This is a genomic window from Pseudomonas sp. FYR_2 (assembly GCF_043106425.1).
Classification (GTDB): Bacteria; Pseudomonadota; Gammaproteobacteria; order Pseudomonadales; family Pseudomonadaceae; genus Aquipseudomonas; species Aquipseudomonas monteilii.
In genome coordinates, this window is record NZ_JBICMM010000016.1 from 14,448 (window position 1) to 36,771 (window position 22,324).

Sequence of the window (22,324 nt, forward strand, 5' to 3'; positions counted from 1 at the left end):
TCCTTAACGGCGGCCGCCGGTCTGCTTGAGGAAGTTGGCGAACAGCTCGTGGCCCTGTTCGGTCAGGATCGACTCGGGGTGGAACTGCACCCCTTCGATATTCAGCGTCTTGTGGCGCAGGCCCATGATTTCATCGACCGAGCCGTCTTCATGCGCAGTCCAGGCCGTGACTTCCAGGCAGTCGGGCAAGGTTTCGCGCTTGACCACCAGCGAGTGGTATCGGGTAACGGTCAGCGGGTTGTTGAGCCCGGTGAACACACCCAGGTCGCGGTGGTGCACCGGGCTGGTCTTTCCGTGCATCACCTGGCGGGCACGCACCACATCACCCCCAAAGGCCTGGCCGATGGACTGGTGGCCCAGGCATACCCCCAGGATCGGCAGCTTGCCGGCGAAATGCAGGATGGCCTCGATGGACACACCAGCCTCGCTCGGCGTGCACGGGCCTGGGGATACGACTATGCGTTCGGGATTAAGGGCTTCGATCTGGGCAATGGTCATTTCGTCGTTGCGAATGACCTTCACCTCCGCACCCAACTCGCCCAGGTACTGAACGACGTTGTAAGTGAATGAGTCGTAATTGTCGATCATCAGTAACATGGTGTTAAACCTCTTGAACGTACTGACTTCAGAATTCGAACCTTCTTGCTGTCGCAACAGGCACAGCTTCGCCACAAAGGGCAGAAAATGAAGAAGGCAAACGGAGACGGGCCGGACGGGCCGGCAAGAGATAAAGTCAGGCGCGCCAACGCCAACGGGCGTGGGCCTTGATTACGCGCATCAAGAGTTTGCTGACGATCAACACAGGATAGGTCTCGCTCATACGTCCCGGCACAGTAGCTTACCGGGGCGGCGGGCGCAATATGCCTGTAACCACGGGGAAACGAATGGACTTGGGAGGGATGCACGGCGATTTGCCAAGGTCGATCGGGCAGCCCCTCATAAAAACAAAGAAAAGGATGTTCCCTGATGCGAAAAGCCCCGTTATTTGCGCTTTACCCTCGCCTCATTGGCATTAGCCTGCAGCCAGCCATTCGCGGCACCCTCGCCCTACTCCAGCATGATCGTATTTGGCGACAGCCTCAGCGATGCCGGGCGGTTTGGCTGCGTGCGCTTCACCAACCTCGATGCCAATGGCAACTATGCGCCAGTTTCGCCGATGATCCTGAGCGGACGGTTGGGTGTGAACCCGACCGAGCTTGGCCCGCGCGCCGCCCCCTCCGCGCTACAACCTGACAGTGGGCGGCAGCTACCGCCTGAACGACGCCGAGCGGCTGGGCCACACCTGGCAGCTCACAGCAGCAACTGGCAGCTGGCCCCCTTCATCAGTGCCGACTATGCGCGCGTGAAGGTGGATGGTTACGACGAGAAGAGTGGTCGCTCGACGTCGCTGGGCTTCGATGACCAGGCGCGCACGTCACGCCGCTTGGGCCTGGGGTCGCAGGGCACTGTGCAGGTGCTGCCGAGTACCCGGCTGTTCACAGAAGTGGCGCAGGAACATGAGTTCGAAGATGACCGGCAGGATGTGACCATGCACCTCACCAGCTTACCGGCGAATGACTTCACCCTCACCGGGTATACGCCGCACAGCGACCTGACCCGGGCGAGCCTGGGGGTAAGCCATGAAGTGGTGGCAGGGGTGCATTTGCGCGGAAACTACAACTGGCGCAAGAGTGACGAGTTGACGCAGCAGGGGGTGAGCCTGGGGATCAGCATGGACTTCTGAATAGATGGGGCCGCTGCGCGGCCCTTCGCGGGCGTGCCCGCGAAGGGCTGCAAAGCAGCCCAATCGATTTATTTGGCGCTGGTCTGCTCAGCCAACGCAACTGCACGGAACATCGCGCGGCGCTTGTTGATGGTTTCTTCCCACTCCAGCGCCGGCACCGAGTCGGCAACGATGCCGCCACCGGCCTGCACATGCAGTTCGCCGTCCTTGATCACGGCAGTACGGATGGCAATCGCGGTGTCCATGTTGCCATTCCAGGCAAAGTACCCCACGGCACCACCGTAAACCCCACGCTTGACCGGCTCCAGTTCGTCGATGATCTCCATCGCACGAATCTTCGGTGCGCCCGACAAGGTGCCAGCCGGCAAAATCGCCCGCAGCGCATCCATCGCCGTCAGCCCTTCACGCAGCTGGCCGGTGACATTGGAAACAATGTGCATCACGTTGGAATAACGCTCGATCACCATCTTCTCGGTCAGCCGCACGCTTCCGGTCGAGGACACCCGGCCCACGTCGTTACGGCCCAGGTCGATCAGCATCAGGTGCTCGGCGATCTCCTTGTCGTCCGACAGCAGGTCGTCTTCCAGCGCGCGGTCGGCCTCTTCAGTCGCACCACGCGGGCGAGTACCGGCAATCGGGCGCACGGTAACCAGGTTGTCCTCGACACGCACCAGCACCTCGGGCGAACTGCCAACCACATGGAAGTCACCGAAGTTGAAGAAGTACATGTAGGGCGTCGGGTTGAAGCAGCGCAGCGCGCGGTACAAGTCGATAGGCGCAGCCTTGAAGTCGATGGACATGCGCTGCGACGGCACCACTTGCATGCAGTCACCGGCCAGGATGTATTCCTTGATACGGCCGACGGCGTTCTCGTAGTCCTCGCGCGTGTAGCTGGAGCGGAACTCCGGCTCGGCGGCCTGCGGGCCACTCAAGTCCAGGCCACGGCGCGGAGTGATCGGCTGACGCAGGGTTTCCAGCAGGCCTTGCAGCCGTGCCTGGCCCTGTTCGAAGGCGTGCGCTTCAGCCGGGTCGACCAGCACGATCGCGTGCATCTTGCCTGCCAGGTTGTCGAACACCACAACGGCATCGGACACCATCAGCAGGATATCCGGCACACCCAGCGGGTCCGGGTTGGGGCTGGCGCCCAGGCGCTTTTCCACATAACGCACGCAGTCGTAGCCGAAGTAGCCGACCAGGCCGCCGTTGAAGCGCGGCAGGCCAGGGATGTCGGCGACCTTGTAACGGTCCTTGAAGCTTTCGACAAACGCCAACGGGTCTTCGACATCGTGGCTTTCCACCTCGATGCCATCCTGCAGGATGCTGACGTGGTAGCCGTGAACGCGCATCACGGTGCGCGACGGCAGGCCAATCATCGAGTAACGGCCCCACTTCTCGCCGCCCTGAACCGATTCGAGCAGGTACGAGTTGGGTTGGTCGGCCAGTTTCAGGTAGATCGATAGCGGCGTGTCGAAGTCGGCCAGTGTTTCGCAGGCCAGGGGGATGCGGTTGTAGCCGGCAGCGGCTAGGCGCAGGAATTCTTCGCGGTTCATGAGTAGCCTCGTGGCAAGCAGCAATAAGTCAGGCAAACGGATGGGCCGGCACACGCCGGCAGGCAGAAGTCAGGCGCGCCAACGCCAACGGGCCAGGGCCTTGATGACTTTCATCCAGAATTTGCCAGTAACCGCCACGGTGGACTCTCTGTCTTGTGAGGCTTGAAGGTCCGCCAACGTTATCCCAGTGGCCGGGTCTTCGCAACCGGGCAGCAAGGCGCGCAGGTCATCGATCACAAGGCTGGGGGTTTCGTCGTGGATTGGTCGGCCATGGTTGTAGCCGTAGGTCAGCCCTACGCATTGCACGCCAGCCGCCTTGGCCGCCAGCACGTCACTGCGCGAATCACCGACGAACAACGATTGTTGCGGGGTAACGCCGGCCATCTGCATGACGAACAGCAACGCCGCCGGGTCCGGTTTTTTCTGCGGCAGGGTGTCGCCGCCGATGATCCAGCGGAAATAGCGGCCGATCTTCATCTGGTCCAACAACGGGGCGACGAAGCGCTCCGGCTTGTTGGTGATCAGCGCCATTTCCACGCCCTGCTTCTGCAGCCAGCGCAGGGTGTCTTTCACACCGGGATAAACCACGGTGAGCTCATGGCTTTCGGCATAGGCTTCCATGAACAGCGCCAGGCCCTGCTCGGCCAGCGCATCATCCACAGCGCCATGCTCAATACCGCCCGCCAGTGCTCGGCGCACCAGCACCTGAGCGCCATTGCCAACCCAATGGCGCACCGCCTCAAGGCCGGCAGGCGGGCGCCCCAGTTCGAGCAGCATGCGGTCCACGGCGGCGGCCAAGTCTGGCACGGAATCGATCAGGGTACCGTCCAGATCGAACATCACCAGCCTGGGCAGCGTCCCCGGGAACAGCTGCTCGAAGCCACTCATGGGCGGGCCTGAGCCAGCTCGGCGCGCATCTTGGCGATGACTTCCTGGTAGTCCGGGGCGTTGAAGATCGCCGAGCCGGCCACGAAGGTGTCGGCGCCAGCGGCAGCGATCTCGCGGATGTTGTTGACGTTGACACCGCCGTCGATTTCCAGGCGGATATCACGGCCACTGGCATCGATCAACGCACGCGCCTCGCGCAGCTTGTCGAGGGTGCCGGGAATGAACTTCTGCCCGCCGAAGCCTGGGTTGACGCTCATCAGCAGCACCATGTCGATCTTGTCCATCACGTACTTCAGGGCATCCAGGCTGGTGGCCGGGTTGAACACCAGGCCGGCCTTGCAGCCACCGTCCTTGATCAACTGCAGCGAGCGGTCGATGTGCTGGGTGGCTTCCGGGTGGAAGGTGATGTAGGTGGCGCCGGCCTCGATGAAGTCGCCGATGATGCGGTCGACAGGGCTGACCATCAGGTGCACGTCGATCGGCGCGGTGACGCCGTACTTGCGCAGGGCAGTGCACACCATCGGGCCGATGGTCAGGTTCGGAACGTAATGGTTGTCCATGACATCGAAGTGGACGATGTCGGCACCCGCCGCCAATACCTTGTCGACGTCCTCACCCAGGCGGGCGAAATCAGCAGAGAGAATGGAGGGGGCAATAGCGTAGGGCTGCATGGCGCACCTGTTGGCAGAATCACGGTGGCGCGCATTGTAACTCAGGCAAACGGGTAGAGGCTGATTGGTATCAATCCGTGTCGACCAGCTGTTTCAACCTGTACCGACCTCTTCGCGGGCTTGCCCGCGAAGAGGTCGGTACAGAAAACTGACAATCAGGCAGGCTGCTGGGTTCTCAGCTTCTCGCTACGCCCACGCAACCACTCCAGGGTCAGCAGCAATATCACCGAGAAGGCAATCAGCAAGGTCGCTGCCGCTGCAATGGTCGGGCTCAGGTTTTCGCGAATACCACTGAACATCTGCCGTGGCAGGGTCGCCTGCTCCGGCCCAGCCAGGAACAGGGTCACCACCACCTCGTCAAACGATGTGGCAAAGGCGAACAACGCACCAGAGATAACCCCGGGCGCAATCAGCGGCAGTGTCACGCGGCGGAAGGTCAGCAGTGGCGATGCGCCCAGACTGGCCGCCGCGCGCACCAGGTTGTAGTTGAAGCCCTGCAAGGTGGCCGACACGGTAATGATGACGAACGGTACACCAAGCACCGCATGCACCAGAATCAGCGAGGTGAAGCTGTTGCCCATCCCCAGCGGTGCAAAGAACAGGTAACTGGCTACACCGATAATCACGACCGGTACCACCATCGGCGAAATCACCAACGCCATCACCAGCGACTTGCCGGGGAAATCGCCACGGGTCAGGCCGATGGCCGCCAGGGTGCCGAACACCATGGCCAGCACCGTGGCTGCCGGGGCGACGATGATGCTGTTCTTCAGCGCACGCATCCATTCGGCCGAGCCGAAGAAGTCCTGGTACCACTGCAACGAGAAGCCCTGCAGCGGGTACACCAGGAAGCTGCCACTGTTGAACGACAGCGGCACGATCACCAATACCGGCAAGATCAGGAACAGCAGGATCAAACCGCAAAGAATGCGCAGGCTGTAGAACCAGACCCGCTCCACGGGCGACATGTATGGGCTCAGCATGACAAGGCTCCTCAGCTCAGGCGCAGGCGGCTGGCGCCGACCAGCCAGCTATAGATCAGGTACAACAGCACGGTCGCCAGCAGCAACAGCCCGCCCAGCGCGGTGGCCATGCCCCAGTTGATGCTGGTGTTGGTGTAGAAGGCAACGAAGTAGCTGACCATCTGGTCGTTCGGGCTGCCCAGCAGTGCCGGGGTGATGTAGTAGCCGATGGCCAGGATGAACACCAGCAGGCAACCCGCACCAACACCGGCGTAAGTCTGCGGGAAGTAAACCCGCCAGAAGCTCGCGAACGGATGGCAGCCCAGCGAAATTGCCGCACGCATGTAGCTGGGCGAAATGCCCTTCATCACGCTGTACAGCGGCAGGATCATGAACGGCAGCAGGATGTGCACCATCGAGATGTAAACGCCGGTACGGTTGAACACCAGTTCCAGCGGTTGATCGATGATGCCCATGGCCATCAGCGCGCTGTTGATCAGGCCGCCCGACTGCAGCAGCACGATCCACGCCGCCACCCGCACCAGGATCGAAGTCCAGAACGGCAGCAGCACCAGGATCATCAGCAGGTTGCTCTGCCGGGTCGGCAGATTGGCCAGCAAATAGGCCAGTGGGTAGGCCAGCACCAGGCAGATGGCGGTGATCACCACACCCATCCACAGGGTACGGGCAAAAATGTCCAGGTAAATGGCCTGGTCCGGGGTGGCCTTGGCCAGTTCGCCAAGGTCATCGATGCGGTGGTCGACAGAGGCCAGCAGGTAGAACGATGTCACCGAACTGGTATTGCGGCGTATCGCTTGCCAGTAGGCTGGGTCACCCCAACGCTCGTCGACGGCCTGCAGCGCGTCTTTATAAGAGGCAGGCTCAGCCTTGAAGGTCAGTGCCCGGGCGGTCTTGGTCAACAAGCTGCGGTAGCCGGCCAGCTCCATGTTCAAGCGCTTGGAAAGGTCGCCAAGGGTCTGGTTCTTGCGCGACTCGGCTAGGTCCTGGCTCAGCGCCTTGTACACGTCCTCGCCGGGCAGGCTCTTGCCATCCCACTGGCTGATGACCTCGACCGTGCGCGGCAGGCCGCCGACCACCTCCGGGTTGCCGACGCTCTTGTACAGCAGCGCTGCAATCGGCACCAGGAACACCAACAGAAGAAACAGCGCCAGCGGCGCGATCAACGCCTGCGCCTTCCAGCGGTTGACCCGCTCGGCGTGCTTTAGGCGCTGCTTGAGACTTGGACCTGCGCCTTCATTGAGGGGCACTGCAATGGCCATGGCGAACTCCGCGATACGAACTGAAAATGGGGCCGCTTTGCGGCCCCCTACACCGGACGCTTACTTCTTCGCCGCCCAGGCGTTGAAGCGTTGCTCCAGCTGCTCGCTGTTGTCAGCCCAGAAGGCCACATCGATCTGCACCTGATTGGCGATGTTCTCAGGCGTGGTCGGCATGTCCTTCTTTACCTCATCCGACAGCAGGCTCACGGCCTTGGAGTTGGCCGGGCCATAGGCGATGTTTTCGGAGTAAGTCTTCTGCTGCTCGGGCTTGACGCTGTAAGCGATGAATTTCTTCGCCTCTTCTGCGTTCTTGGCACCTTTAGGGATCGCCCAAGCGTCAAAGTCGTAGATGCCGCCGTTCCACACCACCTTGAGGTTGCTCTCTTTCTGCACAGCGGCAATACGGCCGTTGTACGCAGAACTCATGACCACGTCACCCGAAGCCAGGAACTGCGGTGGCTGTGCACCCGCTTCCCACCACTGGATGCTGGGCTTGAGCTCATCGAGCTTTTTAAAGGCGCGGTCCTGGCCTTCCTTGGTGGCCAGCACTTTGTAGACGTCCTTGGGCGCAACGCCGTCGGCCATCAGTGCGAATTCCATGGTGTACTTGGCACCTTTGCGCAGGCCGCGCTTGCCTGGGAATTTCTTGGTGTCCCAGAAATCAGCCCAGCTGGTAGGTGCGGTTTTCAGCTTGTCGGCGTTGTAGGCCATGACCGTGGACCAGACGAAGAAGCCCACGCCGCACGGCTGGATGGCACCCGGCACGTAGTCACCCTCATTGCCAAACAGGGCCGGGTCGAGCTCTTCGAACATGCCCTCATCGCAACCACGCGCCAGCTCTGGCGACTCAACCTCTACCAGGCTCCACGACACACTCTTGGTGTCGACCATCGCCTTGACCTTGGCCATTTCGCCGTTGTACTCACCGGCGACGATCTTGCCATTACCCGCCTTCTCCCATGGCTCGTAGAACGCTTTTACCTGGGCCGCCTTGTTGGCGCCCCCGAACGAGATCACGGTGAGGTCTGCGGCCATGACCTGGCCAGCGGCGAACAGCCCCAAGGCCAGGGCGGTCAGTTTCAACTGCTTGCGCATTCTTATTCTCTCCACAGTACAGGGTTGGTGAAGCAATCCATCAATGGGCTTCGGCAATCGGATCGAGCGCGCGGGCGTGCTCCACCTCCCAGCCCAGCGGTACTACATCGCCCACGGCCAACGCCGGGTCGAGCTCGGCAATGGGCTGTTTCACGAAGAAGTCGCCCTTGCCGCAAACTTCCAGGCGCACCCGCACGTGATCGCCCAGGTAAATGAATTCAGCCACCCGGCCAGAGAAGCGGTTCACGCAGCTTTCGCTGTGGCCGTTCAGACGTACGCGTTCGGGGCGGATCGACAAGGTGACCGGCTCGCCGACCTGGCCCACATTCACCGCCAGCGCCTCTACCCGCTCACCGCGCGGCAGCTGCACCTGGCAGCGCTTGCCATCACTGGCCAGCAGGGTGCCGTTGATGCGGTTGTTCTCGCCGATGAAGTTGGCGACGAAGGTGTTGCAGGGCTCTTCGTACAGCGTTCGCGGGTCGGCGATCTGCTGGATCTCGCCCTGGTGGAACACCGCCACGCGGTCGGACATGGTCAGCGCTTCGCCCTGGTCGTGGGTCACGTACACCACGGTCACGCCAAGGCGCTGGTGAATATGCTTGATCTCCATCTGCATGTGTTCACGCAGTTGCTTGTCCAGCGCCCCGAGCGGTTCGTCCATCAGCACCAGCTGCGGCTCGAACACCAGCGCACGGGCCAGGGCCACGCGCTGCTGCTGGCCGCCGGACAGCTGGCCGGGATAGCGCTTGGCGAAGGCATCGAGCTGGACCATGTTCAGCACGCGCTTGACCCGCTCGCTGATGTCGGTCTTGCTGAGGTTGCGCACGGTCAGCGGGAAGGCCAGGTTTTCGGCCACGGTCATGTGCGGGAACAGCGCGTAGTTCTGGAACACCATGCCGATGTCGCGCTTGTGCGGCGGCACGTTGTTGATCGAGCGCCCGGCCAGCTGAATTTCACCCGCGGTGGGCGTTTCGAAGCCGGCCAGCATCATCAGGCTGGTGGTCTTGCCCGAGCCGGACGGGCCGAGCAGGGTCAGGAACTCGCCCTTGCGAATCTCCAGGTTGAGGTCTTTGACGATCAGCGACTCGCCGTCGTAGCTCTTCTGCACACCACGGAAGCTGACCAGCGTTTCGCTGGTTGCAGCGTTCGACTTCGCCTCGCTCATGCCTGCACCTTCTTGTTGGATGACTGCGTAGGCAAAAGAGTAGAAGAGGCGCAAGCGCCCGAAAATCGGGGGTGCTGAGAGAATGCCATCATCCGGATGGAAGATTTGTTGTAGGGATTGCCCTACAAGGATGGCGGGATTGGAATGCCCTTGCGAACACTCCACCGAACCTGTGGGAGCGGGCACGCCCGCGAAGAGGCCGGCACAGCCATGGAGATCAGCAGGTAAGGCCCTTTCGCGGGCACGCCCGCTCCCACAGGGACGTCGACAGGTTCACCGAGAGTGCATGTCGCAATCAGACCAGCTTGTGCTCCATGGCGTACTTCACCAGCTCCGCCAACGAGTTCACTTTCAGCTTCTGCATCAGGCGCGCCTTGTGGGTGCTGATGGTCTTGCTCGACAGCGCCAGCTGCTGGGCGATGTCGTTGACGTTGGCGCCCTGGGCCAGGCGCTCGAACACCGAAAACTCGCGCTCCGACAGCAGCGTGTGCAACGGCCGCGACTCGGTCAGGCCCACTTCGAACACCATGCGGTCAGCCAGCGAAGGGTCGATGTAACGCCCGCCACCCGCCACCCGACGGATCGCGGTCAGCAACAGCGCCGGATCACTGTCCTTGGTGGCATAACCTGCCGCTCCGGCCTTCAGCGCCCGCGCCGCCATTTGTGCCTCGTCGTGCATCGACAACATCAGGATCGCGGGGGCATCGTGCAACGCACGTATCCGCGGGATCGCCTCCAGGCCATTCACACCCGGCATGGAGATATCCAGCAATACCACCTCACAGGGCGTGTGGCGCAAGGTTTCAAGCAGCTGCTCGCCGTTACCGGCCTCCCCCGCCACCTGCATGTCCTTGGCCAGGCCAATCAGCTGCTTGATACCCTCACGGACAATGGTGTGGTCTTCGGCCACCAGCACTCGAATCACGATCGCTCTCCTACTCCAACGGTATGGCCACGCTCAGGCTAGTGCCTTCGCCTGGCTCGCTGTCCAGCGCCATGCTGCCCCCCAACATCAGCACCCGCTCACGCACGCCCACCAGGCCAAACGAGGTGGGCCGGGTCTGCTCGCGGCAAAAGCCCTGGCCATCATCGCTGACCGTCATGCGCAATTGCCCCTGTGCAAGCACCAGCTCGATCTCCACGCTGTGGGCCTGGGCATGACGCATCACGTTGGTCAGTGCCTCCTGGAGGATACGGAATAACCCAATGGCCTTGGCATCGCTCAATGCTGGCAGATTATCCGGCACTTGTACCAGGCACGGGATCTGCGTGCGCGCCTCGAAACGCCGTGCCTGCCATTCGATGGCCGAAGCGATGCCGGCATCGAGGATTGGCGGGCGCAACGCCGTGGCCACGTCGCGCACCAACTGGAACAGCTGGGCGATCAGGCGTTTCATGCTAGCCAGGCGCTCGTTCAGGCCCGGGTCCAGCTCGGCAAAGGCCAGCTCGCACATCGACACTTCCAGCTTGAGCACCGTCAGCATCTGCCCCAGTTCATCATGCACTTCCCGGGCGATGCGGGCTTTCTCTTCTTCACGCACGCTTTCCAGGTGGGCCGACAGCTCGCGTAGCTGCTCCTGGGACTTGGCCAGTGCCATTTCCGCACGCTTGCCTTGGGTGATGTCCCACACCACACCGTCCCACACCACCTGGCCGTTACCCAGGCGCCGGGTACTGGCCTTGATGTCGGCCCAACGCTGTTCGCCCTGGCGGGTGAGGATACGGCCCTGCCAGGACCAGTCCTGGTCACTGGCCAGGGCCAGGTCCTGCACCCGGTGGTAATCGGCACGGTCCTCAGGGTGCACCAGGTTACGCAGCCCCATCTGCGGGTGCTGGATTTCACCAGGCGTATACCCCACCAGCGCCTCGCTGCCTTCACTGATGTAGGGAAACTCCAGATCGCCCTCGGCCGGGTCGCGCTCCAGACGAAATACCAGCCCCGGCACATTGCCAGCAATGCCCTTCAGCCGCGCCTCGCTTTCGCGCAGTGCCGCCAGGGCACGGTGGCGCTCGGTGACGTCGGCAAGGTAGACCACCAGGTATTCGGAATCACGAAAGCGCAGAAAACTCAGCGACAGCTCGACCGGCAGCAGGCTGTGGTCGGCCCGTCGGCACTGCGTCTCGAACTGGCCGATGCCCGTTGCCCCCGTACGCGCGCCTTTCCACAGTTCCAGCCAGCGGTCCATGTTAAGGCTTGGCTCGAAGTCACCCAGCGGCCGTTCCAGCAGCGCCCCCTCGGCGTAACCCAGCATGCGCTCGGCAGCGTGGTTGGCGTAGCGCACGTGGCTGTCCCAGTTGACCCACAAGATACCCACCGTGCTCTGGTCGATGGCGAACTGGCTCAATCGCAACGCCTCTTCGCGCACCTGGCGCTCCACCAGGCTTTCCCGCGTGGCCAACAGGCTGCGCTCCAGCTGGCGCTGCTGCCGGCGTTGCCACACCAACGTGGCCAGCGCGCACAACAGCAGCATGCCGAACAGCAAGGCCAGGTTCTGCCAGAAGCCAGGCGACTCGCTCAGGCGTGGGTACTTCGGCTGCAACCAGCGCTGGTGCATTTGCTCCAGCTCCTTGGCCGGCAATGCCTGCAGGCCACGCTCCAGCACGTCGGCCAGCAGTGGCCAGTCGCGTCGAGAACCAATGCGCAGTAGCTGTGGCAGGCCTATATCGCCAACCACCGCCAGCTCACTGAACTCGCTCTCACGCGACAGGCGGCTGAGTCGGGCTTCATCCAGCACGGCGAAACTGGCCTGGCCACCTACCACCAGTTGCAAGGCCTCACGCTCGTTGGGTACCCCCTGCAGGTTGAGGTTGCCGTAGTTGCCACGCAGATAATCCGCCAGCTGGCTGGGCATGCGCACCGCCACGCGCTGCTCGGCCTCGAGCTTTTCCAGCTCTACCGCCATGGCCCCGGTGCGCGGCCCCACCACCAGTTGCGGCACGCGCATGTACGGGTCGCTGAACAACCACAGGCGCAGGCTGGCTGGCGTCTGGGTAAGGCCTGGGGCAAAGTCGATTTCCCCGGCCTGCAGGGCATGTTCAAGGCTGGTCTGGTCGGTGAAGTTGCGCCAGGTAAGGTCCAGGCGCAGTGCCTGCGCCAGGCTGTTCACCAGCTCTACGTTGGCCCCATACAGTTGCTGCAGGCGCCGGTCGAACTGGGCGTAGGGCGCTTGCAGCACCAGGCCGACGCGCAGGCTGCGATGGCTGTCCAGCCACTGCTGCTGCGCAGGTTCCAGTACAACCGTGGGCTGCGCCTCGGTCCTGGCCAAGGCTATCAAGGGCAGCCACAAGCAGCCGATAACCAACAGGCGACGCACTCGCTTCATCTACACGCTCGTCTTGGCAAAGGCGGCCATGCAGCATGGCCGTCACGGGCAAATACTATTAGGCTGCCGGTATCATTCTGGCCTTGGGTTGACGCATGTCCACACTTTATCGCACGACGCTGGCAATGTGCTGCCTGGCCTCGATCCTTCCGCTCGCCGCCGTGGCCGCCGATGCAGAAAAAGCACCCGCCACAACCGATGCACCCGCTGCCGAGGCCCCGCGCCCGCCGCTGCTGGAGCGCAGCCAGGAAGATGCCCTGGCCCTGGAGCGGCTGGTACCCAGGGCCGAGCAGCAGACGTTGCAGGCGGGCGCCGACAGCTTCCTGGCCTTGTGGAAGCCGGCCAACGACAGCGACCCGCAAGGGGCGGTGATCATCGTCCCGGGGGCTGGTGAAACGGCCGACTGGCCAAATGCCGTAGGCCCCCTGCGGCAAAAATTCCCGGATGTCGGCTGGCACAGCCTGAGCCTTAGCCTGCCGGATCTTCTGGCCGACAGCCCGCAGGCACGGGTTGAAGCCAAGCCGGCTGCCGAACCCGAAAAAACCCAGGGTGAAAGTGCGCCAGCCAAGGACGTACCCGCCGACGCCAATGCCAATGTCGCCCAGGCCACTGCTGCCGATGCCGATACGGCGGAAAGCACCGACGCCGAACAGGCCAGCGAGCAGACAGACCCGGCCGACGCCGAGCGCATTTTCGCCCGACTGGACGCTGCCGTGGCGTTTGCCCAACAGCACAATGCCCGCAGCATCGTGCTGATCGGACATGGCAGCGGTGCGTACTGGGCAGCCCGCTACCTGAGCGAAAAACAGCCACCGCACGTGCAGAAACTGGTGATGGTGGCTGCGCAGACGCCAGCGAGGGTGGAACATGACCTGGAAAGCCTGGCGCCAACCTTGAAGGTGCCGACAGCCGATATCTACTACGCCACCCGCAGCCAGGACCGCAGCGCAGCCGAACAGCGGCTGCAGGCCAGCAAGCGGCAGAAGGACAGCCAATACCGGCAGTTGTCGTTGATCGCCATGCCGGGGAACAAGGCAGCCGAGCAGGAGCAGTTGTTCCGCCGGGTGCGGGGATGGATAAGTCCACAGGGTTGAGCTGAAATCGATGGGGCCGCTTTGCGGCCCCGTTTGTTACAGGCCCCGACGCTTGCGGATCATGGCATAGGCCTGGTGCAACTCACGGGTACGCTCGGTCGCTTCCCGCACCTGCGCCTCACTGGCACCCGTGCCCGCCAGCTTGTCCGGGTGGTGACGGCTGACCAGCCGACGATAGGCCTGCTTGACCTTGTCGCCTTCGGTATCCGCCTCCACCGCCAACAAGCGCAAGGCAGCCGCATAGGTCATGGGGACACCTTCCGCCCCCGTAGCCTTGCGCGGCTCGTACTCCAGCGACATGGCCTGCACCTGCCGCCGGCTCAGGCCCAGTTTCTGCCCCCAGTCCAGCAGCAGCTCACGCTCCTTGTTGCCCATCTTGCCGTCGGCCCAGACCATGCGCCAACAGGCACGCAAGGTGCCTTCCGCCGCATGTGGCTGCTGGCGAATGCGCCGCAGGTGCCTGCCAAGCCTGTCTTTGCCTGCCTTGCCACGGTTGAACGCATTGATAGCGCGTAGCCGGGCCGCTTCGGCCAGGTCCAGGCGCACCATCTCCTGACGCGCCTGCTGGATGTGCTGCTCGCCCACCCGACCATCGCACTTGGCCAGGCGCCCAAGCATCACGAACAGCAACTCGTCATCGCGCAAGGCCGGGCGCCCGCCCAGGCGCTCGCGCATGTCCTCCCAGCCATCCAGGCGCAAGCGGCGGTCAAGGGCCTGCCCAAGCAACAGGCCCAGCAAAGCGCCCGGAATGCTGGCCACGGCAAAGCCGGCGCCGGCGCCAATCAGTGTCCCTGGCCACCACATATCAGGCGCGCTCGCCAATCAGGCGCTCGGCTTCGGCCAAGCGCTCGAGCGTGCCGACATCCACCCAGTGCCCACGGTAGTGTTCGCCACTGACCTGCCCTGCCGCCATGGCCTGGCGCAACAGCGGTGCCAGCTTGAAGGCACCCGGTTGGCAGCCGTCGAACAGCGCAGGGTCCAGCACCGAAATGCCACTGAAAGTCAGCGTGCCCGGTGCCTCATCGCCATCGACGACTTGTTCGCCCAACAGGCGGAAGTCACCTCGGCCATGGTGGCCCGGGTTGTCGACCAGCACCAGGTGAGCAAGCCCTTGCAAGGGGGCTTGCAGGCGTGCGAAGTCGTAGTCGGTCCAGACATCGCCGTTCACCAGCAGGAATGGCTCATCACCCAGCAAAGGCAAGGCCTTGAAGATGCCTCCACCGGTTTCCAGCGGCTCGCCCTCGGGCGAATAGCGGATGCTCAGACCAAAGCGGCTACCGTCACCCAGGTGGTCTTCGATCTGCTGGCCGAGCCAGGCATGGTTGATCACCACCTCGTTAACGCCTGCCGCCGCCAGGGCGCGCAGGTGATACTCGATCAGCGGCTGGTCGGCCACCGGGACCAGCGGTTTTGGGGTGTGCAGGGTCAGCGGGCGCATGCGCTCGCCTTTACCCGCCGCCAGGATCATTGCCTTCATGCACGCGCTCCGGCCTGCAACTGTGCGATCAGTTCACGCAGCTCCGCCAATTCGGGCCGGCGGCTGATCACTTCTTCTATATAGGCGAAGAAACGCGGCACGTCGCCCAGGTAACGGGGTTTACCGTCACGGTGGCAGATACGGGCGAAGATACCGATCACCTTCAGGTGGCGCTGCACGCCCATCAGGTCGCTGGCACGCTGGAACGCCTCGAAGTCGGCCTGTACCGGGATACCGGCAACCTGCGCCTTCTGCCAGTAGTCACGCAGCCAACCTTCGACCCGTGGCTGAGGCCAGCTGAGGAAGGCGTCCTTGAACAGGCAGGTGATGTCGTAGGTGACCGGGCCGTACACCGCGTCCTGGAAGTCCAGCACGCCGGGGCTGGGGGTGCTTTGCATCAGGTTGCGCGGCATGTAGTCGCGGTGCACCAACACCTTGGGCTGGGCCAGGGCACTGTCGATCAGCAGTTGGCTGATACGCTGCCAGGCAGCCTTCTGGGCATCGGTGAAGGTCAGGCCCAGTTCACGGCCCACGTACCACTCCGGGAACAATTCCACTTCACGGCGCAGCAGCGCGTCGTCGTAGCTGGGCAGTGGCGCGTCCATCGGCAGGCGCTGGAAGGCCAGCAGAGCATCGATGGCATCTGCGAACAGCCCGTCGGCGTTGTCGGCATCAATGATATCAAGGTATGTCTGGTGGCCCAGATCACCCAGCAGCAGGAAGCCGCGCTCCAGGTCCTGGGCGTGGATCAGCGGCACATGCACGCCAGCGCTGGCCAGCAGATGGTCGATGGCGACGAACGGTCGGCAGTTCTCCTGCGGAGGCGGTGCGTCCATGACCACAAAGCTGTGGCCGGCGCCCTGCCAGCGGAAGTAGCGGCGGAAGCTCGCGTCGCTGCTGGCCGCAGTCAGGCTGCCGGCCGGCACTTCGCCCCAGGCGTTGTTGCGGAAAAGATCATTGAGCTGCTCATCGAGCCAGACCGTCAGTTGTTGCAAGCGTACATCGTGTTCAGGCATTACAAGGGTCTCCGACGGCCCTAGCCGTCAAGCGGGTCATGCTTTATTATCCAGCATCTTTTTCAGACCATCGAGAGGCGTGCGGCCCCACACGCGGGCAGATGGCACGCAGGAAGCCCGGACTAATAAGATGGCATTGAAATCCCCCGCGTTTCGTAGAAAGTTTCCGTTGCTGGTAACCGGCGGTCTGCTGGCCCTGCAACCTCTGGCCACGTCGTACGTGGTGGCAGCCGAACAGTTCGACTGCCAAGTGTCCGCTGCCGGTGGTTGGGACTGCAAGCCCAAGGCCCCAGTCAACAACCTGCCGCCGCGCCCGGTGCATGAGGGTGCTGCTGTCAGCACCGGCACCGAAGCCGCGAGCGAAGGCGAAACCGCGGACCGGCCAATGCTGGTCACCGAGGCCAAAGGCCGCGCCCTGAAGTCGCGCAGCGAAGACTACAGCCACCTGGACTGGGTTCCGCGTGAAAAACTCACCGCCGCGCAGCTGGCCGAAACCGGCCCGTACTGCGGGGGTGCGTACATCGAGCCAACCCGCCCGGGCATGGCCGACACCACGCCGAAGGACGAGTCGCCGACCTACATCAACGCCAAGGTGTCCAAGTACCAGCAGGAGCAGCAGATCGCTACCCTCGCCGGTGACGTGGTGATGCGCCAGGGCAGCATGCAGGCCGAAGCTGACGAGGCCAACCTCTACCAGACCGAAAACCGTGGCGAGCTCAAGGGCAACGTCAAGATCCGTGACAACGGCTCGCTGGTGGTCGGTGACGAGGCACAGATTCAGCTCGACACGGGCGAGGCCCAGGTCGATAACGCCGAATACGTGATGCACAAGTCGCACATCCGCGGCAGTGCCCTGTACGCCAAGCGTGGCGAAAACGCCATCATCCGCCTCAAGGACGGTACGTACACCACCTGCGAACCGGGCAGCAACGCCTGGCAGCTGAAGGGCAACAACATCACCCTGAACCCAGCCACCGGTTTCGGTACCGCGACCAACGTGACGCTGCGGGTTAAGGATTTCCCGGTGTTCTACACACCGTACATCTACTTCCCGATCGACGACCGTCGCCAGTCCGGTTTCCTGCCGCCATCGTTCAGCACCAGCAGCGACACCGGCTTCATGCTGGTAACGCCGTACTACTTCAACCTGGCGCCTAACTACGACGCCACGTTGTACCCGCGTTACATGGCCAAGCGCGGCCTGCTGATGGAAGGCGAGTTCCGCTACCTGACGCCTTCGAGCGAAGGCCAGTTCGGTGGCGCGTATCTGAACGACAAGAACGACGATCGCAAAGACCAGACTGACTACAAAGATCAGCGCTGGATGGTCAACTGGCAGCACAAGGGCGGGCTGGACGAGCGCCTGATGACCGAGGTGGACTACACCGACATCAGCGACCCGTTCTACTTCCAGGACCTGGAGTCCGACCAGATCGGCGTCGAAAGCCGCGACCTGCTGAACCAGCAAGGTGCGCTGACGTACCGTGGCGACAGCTATACCGCACGGTTGAATGTGCATGCCTACGAGATGGCGACCATCTCGCAGATCACGCCCTATGATCGTCTACCGCAGATCACGCTCAATGGCGTACTGCCTTACAACCCGGGCGGCATGGTCATGGGTTACGAGAGCGAGGCGGTACGCTTCGATCGCGACCTGAAAGACGACTTCGTACTGGACAAGGATGGCAACCCTGACTTCTCGGCAGGTGCAGCCGGCCGTCGTCTGGACCAGAACGTCAGCGGTATTGCCCGCGCCAACGGCAACCGCTTCAACGTCGCACCGTCGATCAGCCTGCCGATGGAAGCCAGCTATGGCTACCTGACCCCCAAGCTGAAGTACGCATACACCCACTACGACCTCGACCTGGACAGCCAGGGCAAGGCGCAGGCGATCACGCAGTCCGCCAACCCGGCGTATGGCAGCTACAATAGCTCGCTGAACCGCGACGTACCGATCTTCAGCGTGGACAGCGGCCTGTACTTCGACCGCAACACGTCGTTGTTCGGCACCAACTACAAGCAGACCCTCGAACCGCGCCTGTTCTACCTCAACGTCCCGTACAAGGACCAGAGGGACATCCCGCTGTTCGATTCGGGCGAAACCCTGTTTAGCTACGACTCGCTGTTCCGCGACAACCGCTTCAGCGGCACTGACCGTATCGGCGACGAGAACAAGCTTTCGCTGGGCGTGACAACCCGCTTTATCGAAGAAAACGGCTTCGAGCGCCAGAACTTCAGTATCGGCCAGGCCTATTACTTCAAGGACCGCAAGGTCCAGCTGCCAGGTATCGACTACCGCACCCGTACCGACTCTCAGTCCGACGTGTCGCCATACGCGCTGCTGTACAACTACTACTTCAACCGCGACTGGCGCTTCAATTCGGACTTCAACTGGGACCCGGACAGCCGCAGCACCCGCTCGGGCAGCGCGATGTTCCACTACCAGCCTGAAGACAACCCGAACAAGGTGCTCAACCTCGGTTATCGCTACCGCAACGACACCATCTCCTACGATTCCACGACTGGTACCTGGAAGGTGGGCGGTGGCGACTACGGTGTTCCTGGTAGCCCGAACTACATCAAGGACTACTACAAGATCCAGCAGCATGACTTCTCGGTCATCTGGCCGATCGTTCCGCAGTGGAACGTTATCGCTCGCTGGCAGCATGACTACAACCGCAACCGCACCCTGGAAGCCATGGGCGGTTTCGAGTACGACAACTGCTGCTGGAAGCTGCGCCTGATCAACCGTTACTGGATCGATTACGACGACTTCAGCCAAGCCCTACCGGCGAACGAAAAAGGCGACCACGGTGTCTTCCTTCAGATCGTCCTGAAAGGCCTCGGTGGCGTCGTTGGCAACAAGGTCGAATCTTTCCTCGACCAAGGCATTCAAGGTTACCGTGAACGTGAAGACCAAGCTTATTGATCGACTGCGCCCGGCGTTGCTGGGCGTTGCATTGCTGAGTGGCGCGGTGCATGCCGCGGTGCAACCTCTTGATCGCGTGGTGGCCATCGTCGACAACGACGTGGTCATGCAAAGCCAGCTGGACCAGCGCGTTCACGAGGTGCAGCAGACCATCGCCAAGCGCGGCGGCGGCGTGCCGCCAACCGGCGCCCTTGAACAGCAGGTACTGGAGCGCCTGATCGTCGAGAACCTGCAACTGCAGATCGGCGAGCGCTCCGGCATCCGCATCACCGACGAAGAACTGAACCAGGCCATCGGCACCATTGCCCAGCGCAATGGCATGTCGCTGGACCAGTTCCGTGCTGCCCTGGCCCACGACGGCCTGTCGTTCGACGACGCCCGCGAACAGGTCAAGCGCGAGATGATCATCAGCCGCGTGCGCCAGCGCCGTGTGGCCGAGCGCATCCAGGTGTCGGAGCAGGAAGTGAAGAACTTCCTCAACTCCGACATGGGCAAGATGCAGATGTCGGAAGAGTACCGCCTGGCCAACATCCTGATCCCGACCCCGGAAGCAGCCAGCTCGGATGACATCCAGAAGGCTGCGCGCCAGGTTGGCGATGTGTACCAGCAGCTCAAGCAAGGCGCGGACTTTGGCCAAATGGCTATCGCCCGTTCGGCCAGCGAAAACGCCCTGGAAGGCGGCGAGATGGGCTGGCGTAAAGCCGGCCAGCTGCCACCCGACTTCGCCAAGATGCTCAGCAGCATGCCGGTCGGCGAAATTACCCAGCCTATCCGCATCCCTAACGGCTTCATCATCCTCAAGCTCGAGGAGAAGCGCGGGGGTAGCGAGAACGTGCTGCGTGACGAAGTGCATGTACGCCACATCCTGATCAAGCCAAGCGAGATCCGCAGCGATGCGGCCACCGAGCAACTGGCCGAGCGCCTGTACGACCGCATCAAGAACGGCGAAGACTTCGGCGAACTGGCGAAGAGCTTCTCGGAAGACCCAGGCTCGGCGCTTAACGGCGGCGACCTCAACTGGGTAGACCCGAACAGCCTGGTACCGGAGTTCCGTGAACAGATGGCCAACGCCCAGCAAGGCGTGGTGACCAAACCGTTCAAGACCCAGTACGGCTGGCACGTTCTGGAAGTGCTGGGCCGCCGCGCCACCGACAGCACCGAGCAGGCTCGCGAACAGCAGGCCCTGAGCGTTCTGCGTAACCGCAAGTACGACGAAGAGCTGCAAACCTGGCTGCGCCAGATCCGCGACGAAGCCTATGTTGAAATCAAGCTGCCTGGCGCTGACCAGGCCGCCCAGTGAAGCCCCTGCGCTTCGCCGTCACTCCCGGTGAACCAGCCGGCATAGGTCCCGACCTGTGCCTGCTGCTCGCCGCAGACGCCCAGCCCCACCCCCTGATCGCCATCACCAGCCGTGACCTGCTCGCCGAGCGGGCCACGCAGCTGGGGCTGGCTGTCAGCCTGCTGCCGGTAGGCCCGAGCCAATGGCCCGACCAGCCGGCACCCGCAGGCAGCCTTTACGTCTGGGATACCCCCCTCGCTGCCCCGGTAGCGCCAGGCCAGCTCGACAAAGCCAACGCCGCGTTCGTGCTGGAGACCCTGACCCGTGCAGGCCAAGGCTGCCTGGACGGGCGCTTCGCCGGGATGATCACCGCCCCTGTGCACAAGGGTGTTATCAACGAAAGCGGTATCGCCTTCTCCGGGCATACCGAATTCCTTGCCGAACTGACCCACACCGCACAGGTGGTGATGATGCTGGCCACCCGTGGCTTGCGTGTGGCCCTGGTGACCACACACCTGCCGCTGCGTGATATTGCCGACGCCATCACTGCCGAGCGCGTAGAGCGTGTAACCCGTATCCTGCATGCCGACATGCGCGACAAATTCGGCATCGCCAACCCGCGCATTCTGGTGTGCGGCCTCAACCCGCATGCGGGCGAGGGCGGCCATCTTGGCCGCGAAGAAATCGACATCATCGAGCCGACCCTGGCCCGCCTGCGCACCGAAGGCATGGACCTGCGCGGGCCACTGCCGGCCGATACCCTGTTTACCCCCAAATATCTGGAGCACTGCGACGCGGTGCTGGCGATGTACCACGACCAGGGCCTGCCCGTACTCAAGTACAAAGGCTTCGGCGCTGCGGTCAACGTAACCTTGGGCCTGCCGATCATCCGCACGTCGGTCGACCACGGCACCGCCCTGGACCTGGCCGGCACCGGCAAGGTCGACACCGGCAGCCTGCGCGTCGCGCTGGAAACCGCCTACCAGATGGCCGAGAACCGACCATGAACGAGCAATACCAACACCGGGCGCGCAAGCGTTTCGGCCAGAACTTCCTGCACGACGCCGGCATCATCGACCGCATCCTGCGTGCCATCAACGCCAAGGCAGGCGAACACCTGCTGGAAATCGGCCCGGGCCAGGGCGCCCTGACCGAAGGCCTGCTGGGCAGCGGTGCACAGCTGGATGTGGTGGAACTGGACAAAGACCTGGTGCCGATCCTGCAGCACAAGTTCGCTGACCGCAGCAACTTCCGCCTGCACCAGGGTGACGCCCTGAAGTTCGACTTCAACCAGCTGGGCGTGCCGCCACGCAGCCTCAAGGTGGTCGGCAACCTGCCCTACAACATCTCCACCCCACTGATCTTCCACCTGCTCAGCCATGCCGGGCTGATCCGCGACATGCACTTCATGTTGCAGAAGGAAGTGGTCGAGCGCATGGCCGCCGGCCCCGGTGGTGGGGATTGGGGGCGTTTGTCGATCATGGTGCAGTACCACTGCCGGGTCGAGCACCTGTTCAACGTCGGCCCTGGCGCCTTCAACCCGCCGCCGAAAGTGGACTCGGCCATCGTGCGCCTGGTACCGCACGAAGTGCTGCCCCACCCGGCCAAAGATGCCAAGCTGCTGGAGCAGGTGGTGCGCGAGGCGTTCAACCAGCGCCGCAAGACCCTGCGCAACACCATGAAGGGCCTGCTCGACAGCGCAGCCATCGAAGCTGCCGGCGTGGACGGCAGCCTGCGCCCTGAACAGCTGGACCTGGCGGCCTTTGTGCGCCTGGCTGACCAGTTGGCTGACCAGCAAGCCTGATTTCGCCTGTACCGGCCTCTTCGCGGGCAAACCCGCGAAGAGGCCGGCATATCCAACCTAGCCCT

The 22,324-nt window shown here is 63.0% G+C and carries 18 protein-coding genes and 1 pseudogene; 6 read left to right on the forward strand and 13 right to left on the reverse strand.

Annotated elements, in window-relative coordinates:
• Nucleotides 1-3: 3 nt before the first annotated feature.
• Nucleotides 4-597, reverse strand: coding sequence for an aminodeoxychorismate/anthranilate synthase component II (locus ACF8R4_RS06110; protein ID WP_016715787.1), 594 nt, complete (start codon nt 595-597; stop codon nt 4-6).
• Between the two features lie 676 nt (nt 598-1,273).
• Here ACF8R4_RS06110 and ACF8R4_RS06115 point away from each other — a divergent pair.
• Nucleotides 1,274-1,723 (forward strand): annotated as a pseudogene (locus ACF8R4_RS06115) (autotransporter domain-containing protein); the annotation flags it as partial.
• A gap of 68 nt (nt 1,724-1,791) precedes the next feature.
• Here ACF8R4_RS06115 and trpE read toward each other — a convergent pair.
• The 9 genes from trpE to ACF8R4_RS06160 all read right to left on the reverse strand — a co-directional run bounded on the left by trpE (nt 1,792) and on the right by ACF8R4_RS06160 (nt 12,657).
• Entirely contained in the window at nt 1,792-3,273 is a 1,482-nt protein-coding gene (gene trpE, locus ACF8R4_RS06120; RefSeq protein WP_060499053.1) for an anthranilate synthase component I, read from the reverse strand.
• A 69-nt stretch (nt 3,274-3,342) separates the two neighbouring features.
• Nucleotides 3,343-4,161: a phosphoglycolate phosphatase gene (locus tag ACF8R4_RS06125; RefSeq protein WP_060499054.1), complete on the reverse strand. Its 819-nt coding sequence runs from the start codon at nt 4,159-4,161 to the stop codon at nt 3,343-3,345.
• Nucleotides 4,158-4,832, reverse strand: a complete 675-nt coding sequence (gene rpe, locus ACF8R4_RS06130; protein ID WP_016484625.1) for a ribulose-phosphate 3-epimerase — start codon at nt 4,830-4,832, stop codon at nt 4,158-4,160. Before rpe ends, ACF8R4_RS06125 begins: the two co-directional genes overlap by 4 nt.
• Before the next feature lie 155 nt (nt 4,833-4,987).
• Nucleotides 4,988-5,815: an ABC transporter permease gene (locus ACF8R4_RS06135; protein WP_016715782.1), complete on the reverse strand. Its 828-nt coding sequence runs from the start codon at nt 5,813-5,815 to the stop codon at nt 4,988-4,990.
• Between the two features lie 11 nt (nt 5,816-5,826).
• Nucleotides 5,827-7,074: an ABC transporter permease gene (locus ACF8R4_RS06140; protein WP_392491903.1), complete on the reverse strand. Its 1,248-nt coding sequence runs from the start codon at nt 7,072-7,074 to the stop codon at nt 5,827-5,829.
• A gap of 60 nt (nt 7,075-7,134) precedes the next feature.
• Nucleotides 7,135-8,169 carry an ABC transporter substrate-binding protein gene (locus ACF8R4_RS06145; protein WP_392491905.1) on the reverse strand — a complete coding sequence of 345 codons (1,035 nt, stop codon included), beginning with the start codon at nt 8,167-8,169 and terminating at the stop codon, nt 7,135-7,137.
• Nucleotides 8,170-8,209: 40 nt separating this feature from the next.
• The gene (locus ACF8R4_RS06150; protein WP_060499057.1) at nt 8,210-9,334 is read right to left on the reverse strand and encodes an ABC transporter ATP-binding protein; all 1,125 of its coding nucleotides are present in this window, start codon (nt 9,332-9,334) and stop codon (nt 8,210-8,212) included.
• A 295-nt stretch (nt 9,335-9,629) separates the two neighbouring features.
• Nucleotides 9,630-10,262, reverse strand: coding sequence for a response regulator transcription factor (locus ACF8R4_RS06155; protein WP_173401663.1), 633 nt, complete (start codon nt 10,260-10,262; stop codon nt 9,630-9,632).
• Between the two features lie 7 nt (nt 10,263-10,269).
• On the reverse strand, nt 10,270-12,657 hold the full coding sequence (locus tag ACF8R4_RS06160) for a PAS domain S-box protein (RefSeq protein WP_060499058.1): 2,388 nt from the start codon (nt 12,655-12,657) through the stop codon (nt 10,270-10,272).
• A 95-nt stretch (nt 12,658-12,752) separates the two neighbouring features.
• Between ACF8R4_RS06160 and ACF8R4_RS06165 the strand changes: the two genes are divergently transcribed.
• Nucleotides 12,753-13,751 (forward strand): alpha/beta hydrolase family protein, encoded by a 999-nt coding sequence (locus ACF8R4_RS06165; protein ID WP_060499059.1) that lies wholly within the window; start codon nt 12,753-12,755, stop codon nt 13,749-13,751.
• A 36-nt stretch (nt 13,752-13,787) separates the two neighbouring features.
• Here ACF8R4_RS06165 and ACF8R4_RS06170 read toward each other — a convergent pair whose 3' ends face one another.
• The 3 genes from ACF8R4_RS06170 to ACF8R4_RS06180 are packed head-to-tail and all read right to left on the reverse strand — an operon-like array spanning nt 13,788 to nt 16,244.
• A complete protein-coding gene (locus ACF8R4_RS06170) occupies nt 13,788-14,555 on the reverse strand; it encodes a TerB family tellurite resistance protein (protein WP_104833557.1) in 768 nt (255 codons plus the stop codon).
• A 1-nt stretch (nt 14,556) separates the two neighbouring features.
• On the reverse strand, nt 14,557-15,228 hold the full coding sequence (gene murU / locus ACF8R4_RS06175) for an N-acetylmuramate alpha-1-phosphate uridylyltransferase MurU (RefSeq protein ID WP_392491908.1): 672 nt from the start codon (nt 15,226-15,228) through the stop codon (nt 14,557-14,559).
• Nucleotides 15,225-16,244 (reverse strand): aminoglycoside phosphotransferase family protein, encoded by a 1,020-nt coding sequence (locus ACF8R4_RS06180; protein WP_392491910.1) that lies wholly within the window; start codon nt 16,242-16,244, stop codon nt 15,225-15,227. The genes murU and ACF8R4_RS06180 overlap by 4 nt, the downstream gene beginning before the upstream one ends.
• A gap of 130 nt (nt 16,245-16,374) precedes the next feature.
• Here ACF8R4_RS06180 and ACF8R4_RS06185 point away from each other — a divergent pair, with 130 nt between their 5' ends.
• From ACF8R4_RS06185 to rsmA, 4 genes are read left to right on the forward strand one after another with little or no spacing between them, the layout of a single operon-like run.
• Nucleotides 16,375-19,176 (forward strand): LPS-assembly protein LptD, encoded by a 2,802-nt coding sequence (locus ACF8R4_RS06185; protein ID WP_392491912.1) that lies wholly within the window; start codon nt 16,375-16,377, stop codon nt 19,174-19,176.
• Nucleotides 19,157-20,476 (forward strand): peptidylprolyl isomerase SurA, encoded by a 1,320-nt coding sequence (gene surA / locus ACF8R4_RS06190; RefSeq protein ID WP_104833559.1) that lies wholly within the window; start codon nt 19,157-19,159, stop codon nt 20,474-20,476. The genes ACF8R4_RS06185 and surA overlap by 20 nt, the downstream gene beginning before the upstream one ends.
• The gene (gene pdxA, locus ACF8R4_RS06195; protein ID WP_104833560.1) at nt 20,473-21,462 is read left to right on the forward strand and encodes a 4-hydroxythreonine-4-phosphate dehydrogenase PdxA; all 990 of its coding nucleotides are present in this window, start codon (nt 20,473-20,475) and stop codon (nt 21,460-21,462) included. Before surA ends, pdxA begins: the two co-directional genes overlap by 4 nt.
• Complete coding sequence (gene rsmA / locus ACF8R4_RS06200) at nt 21,459-22,259, forward strand: 16S rRNA (adenine(1518)-N(6)/adenine(1519)-N(6))-dimethyltransferase RsmA (RefSeq protein ID WP_028699058.1); 801 nt, start codon at nt 21,459-21,461, stop codon at nt 22,257-22,259. Before pdxA ends, rsmA begins: the two co-directional genes overlap by 4 nt.
• The last annotated feature ends 65 nt before the right edge of the window (nt 22,260-22,324 follow it).

What these genes read in the sequence shown, in the direction of transcription:
- ACF8R4_RS06140 (WP_392491903.1), bottom strand. Translation starts at nt 7,074, where the DNA reads ATGGCCATTGCAGTGCCCCTCAATGAAGGCGCAGGTCCAAGTCTCAAG.
- ACF8R4_RS06180 (WP_392491910.1), bottom strand. Translation starts at nt 16,244, where the DNA reads ATGCCTGAACACGATGTACGCTTGCAACAACTGACGGTCTGGCTCGAT.
- ACF8R4_RS06125 (WP_060499054.1), bottom strand. Translation starts at nt 4,161, where the DNA reads ATGAGTGGCTTCGAGCAGCTGTTCCCGGGGACGCTGCCCAGGCTGGTG.
- ACF8R4_RS06135 (WP_016715782.1), bottom strand. Translation starts at nt 5,815, where the DNA reads ATGCTGAGCCCATACATGTCGCCCGTGGAGCGGGTCTGGTTCTACAGC.
- ACF8R4_RS06110 (WP_016715787.1), bottom strand. Translation starts at nt 597, where the DNA reads ATGTTACTGATGATCGACAATTACGACTCATTCACTTACAACGTCGTT.
- ACF8R4_RS06185 (WP_392491912.1), top strand. Translation starts at nt 16,375, where the DNA reads ATGGCATTGAAATCCCCCGCGTTTCGTAGAAAGTTTCCGTTGCTGGTA.
- ACF8R4_RS06170 (WP_104833557.1), bottom strand. Translation starts at nt 14,555, where the DNA reads ATGTGGTGGCCAGGGACACTGATTGGCGCCGGCGCCGGCTTTGCCGTG.
- murU (WP_392491908.1), bottom strand. Translation starts at nt 15,228, where the DNA reads ATGAAGGCAATGATCCTGGCGGCGGGTAAAGGCGAGCGCATGCGCCCG.
- trpE (WP_060499053.1), bottom strand. Translation starts at nt 3,273, where the DNA reads ATGAACCGCGAAGAATTCCTGCGCCTAGCCGCTGCCGGCTACAACCGC.
- ACF8R4_RS06150 (WP_060499057.1), bottom strand. Translation starts at nt 9,334, where the DNA reads ATGAGCGAGGCGAAGTCGAACGCTGCAACCAGCGAAACGCTGGTCAGC.
- ACF8R4_RS06165 (WP_060499059.1), top strand. Translation starts at nt 12,753, where the DNA reads ATGTCCACACTTTATCGCACGACGCTGGCAATGTGCTGCCTGGCCTCG.
- ACF8R4_RS06145 (WP_392491905.1), bottom strand. Translation starts at nt 8,169, where the DNA reads ATGCGCAAGCAGTTGAAACTGACCGCCCTGGCCTTGGGGCTGTTCGCC.
- ACF8R4_RS06160 (WP_060499058.1), bottom strand. Translation starts at nt 12,657, where the DNA reads ATGAAGCGAGTGCGTCGCCTGTTGGTTATCGGCTGCTTGTGGCTGCCC.
- rsmA (WP_028699058.1), top strand. Translation starts at nt 21,459, where the DNA reads ATGAACGAGCAATACCAACACCGGGCGCGCAAGCGTTTCGGCCAGAAC.
- rpe (WP_016484625.1), bottom strand. Translation starts at nt 4,832, where the DNA reads ATGCAGCCCTACGCTATTGCCCCCTCCATTCTCTCTGCTGATTTCGCC.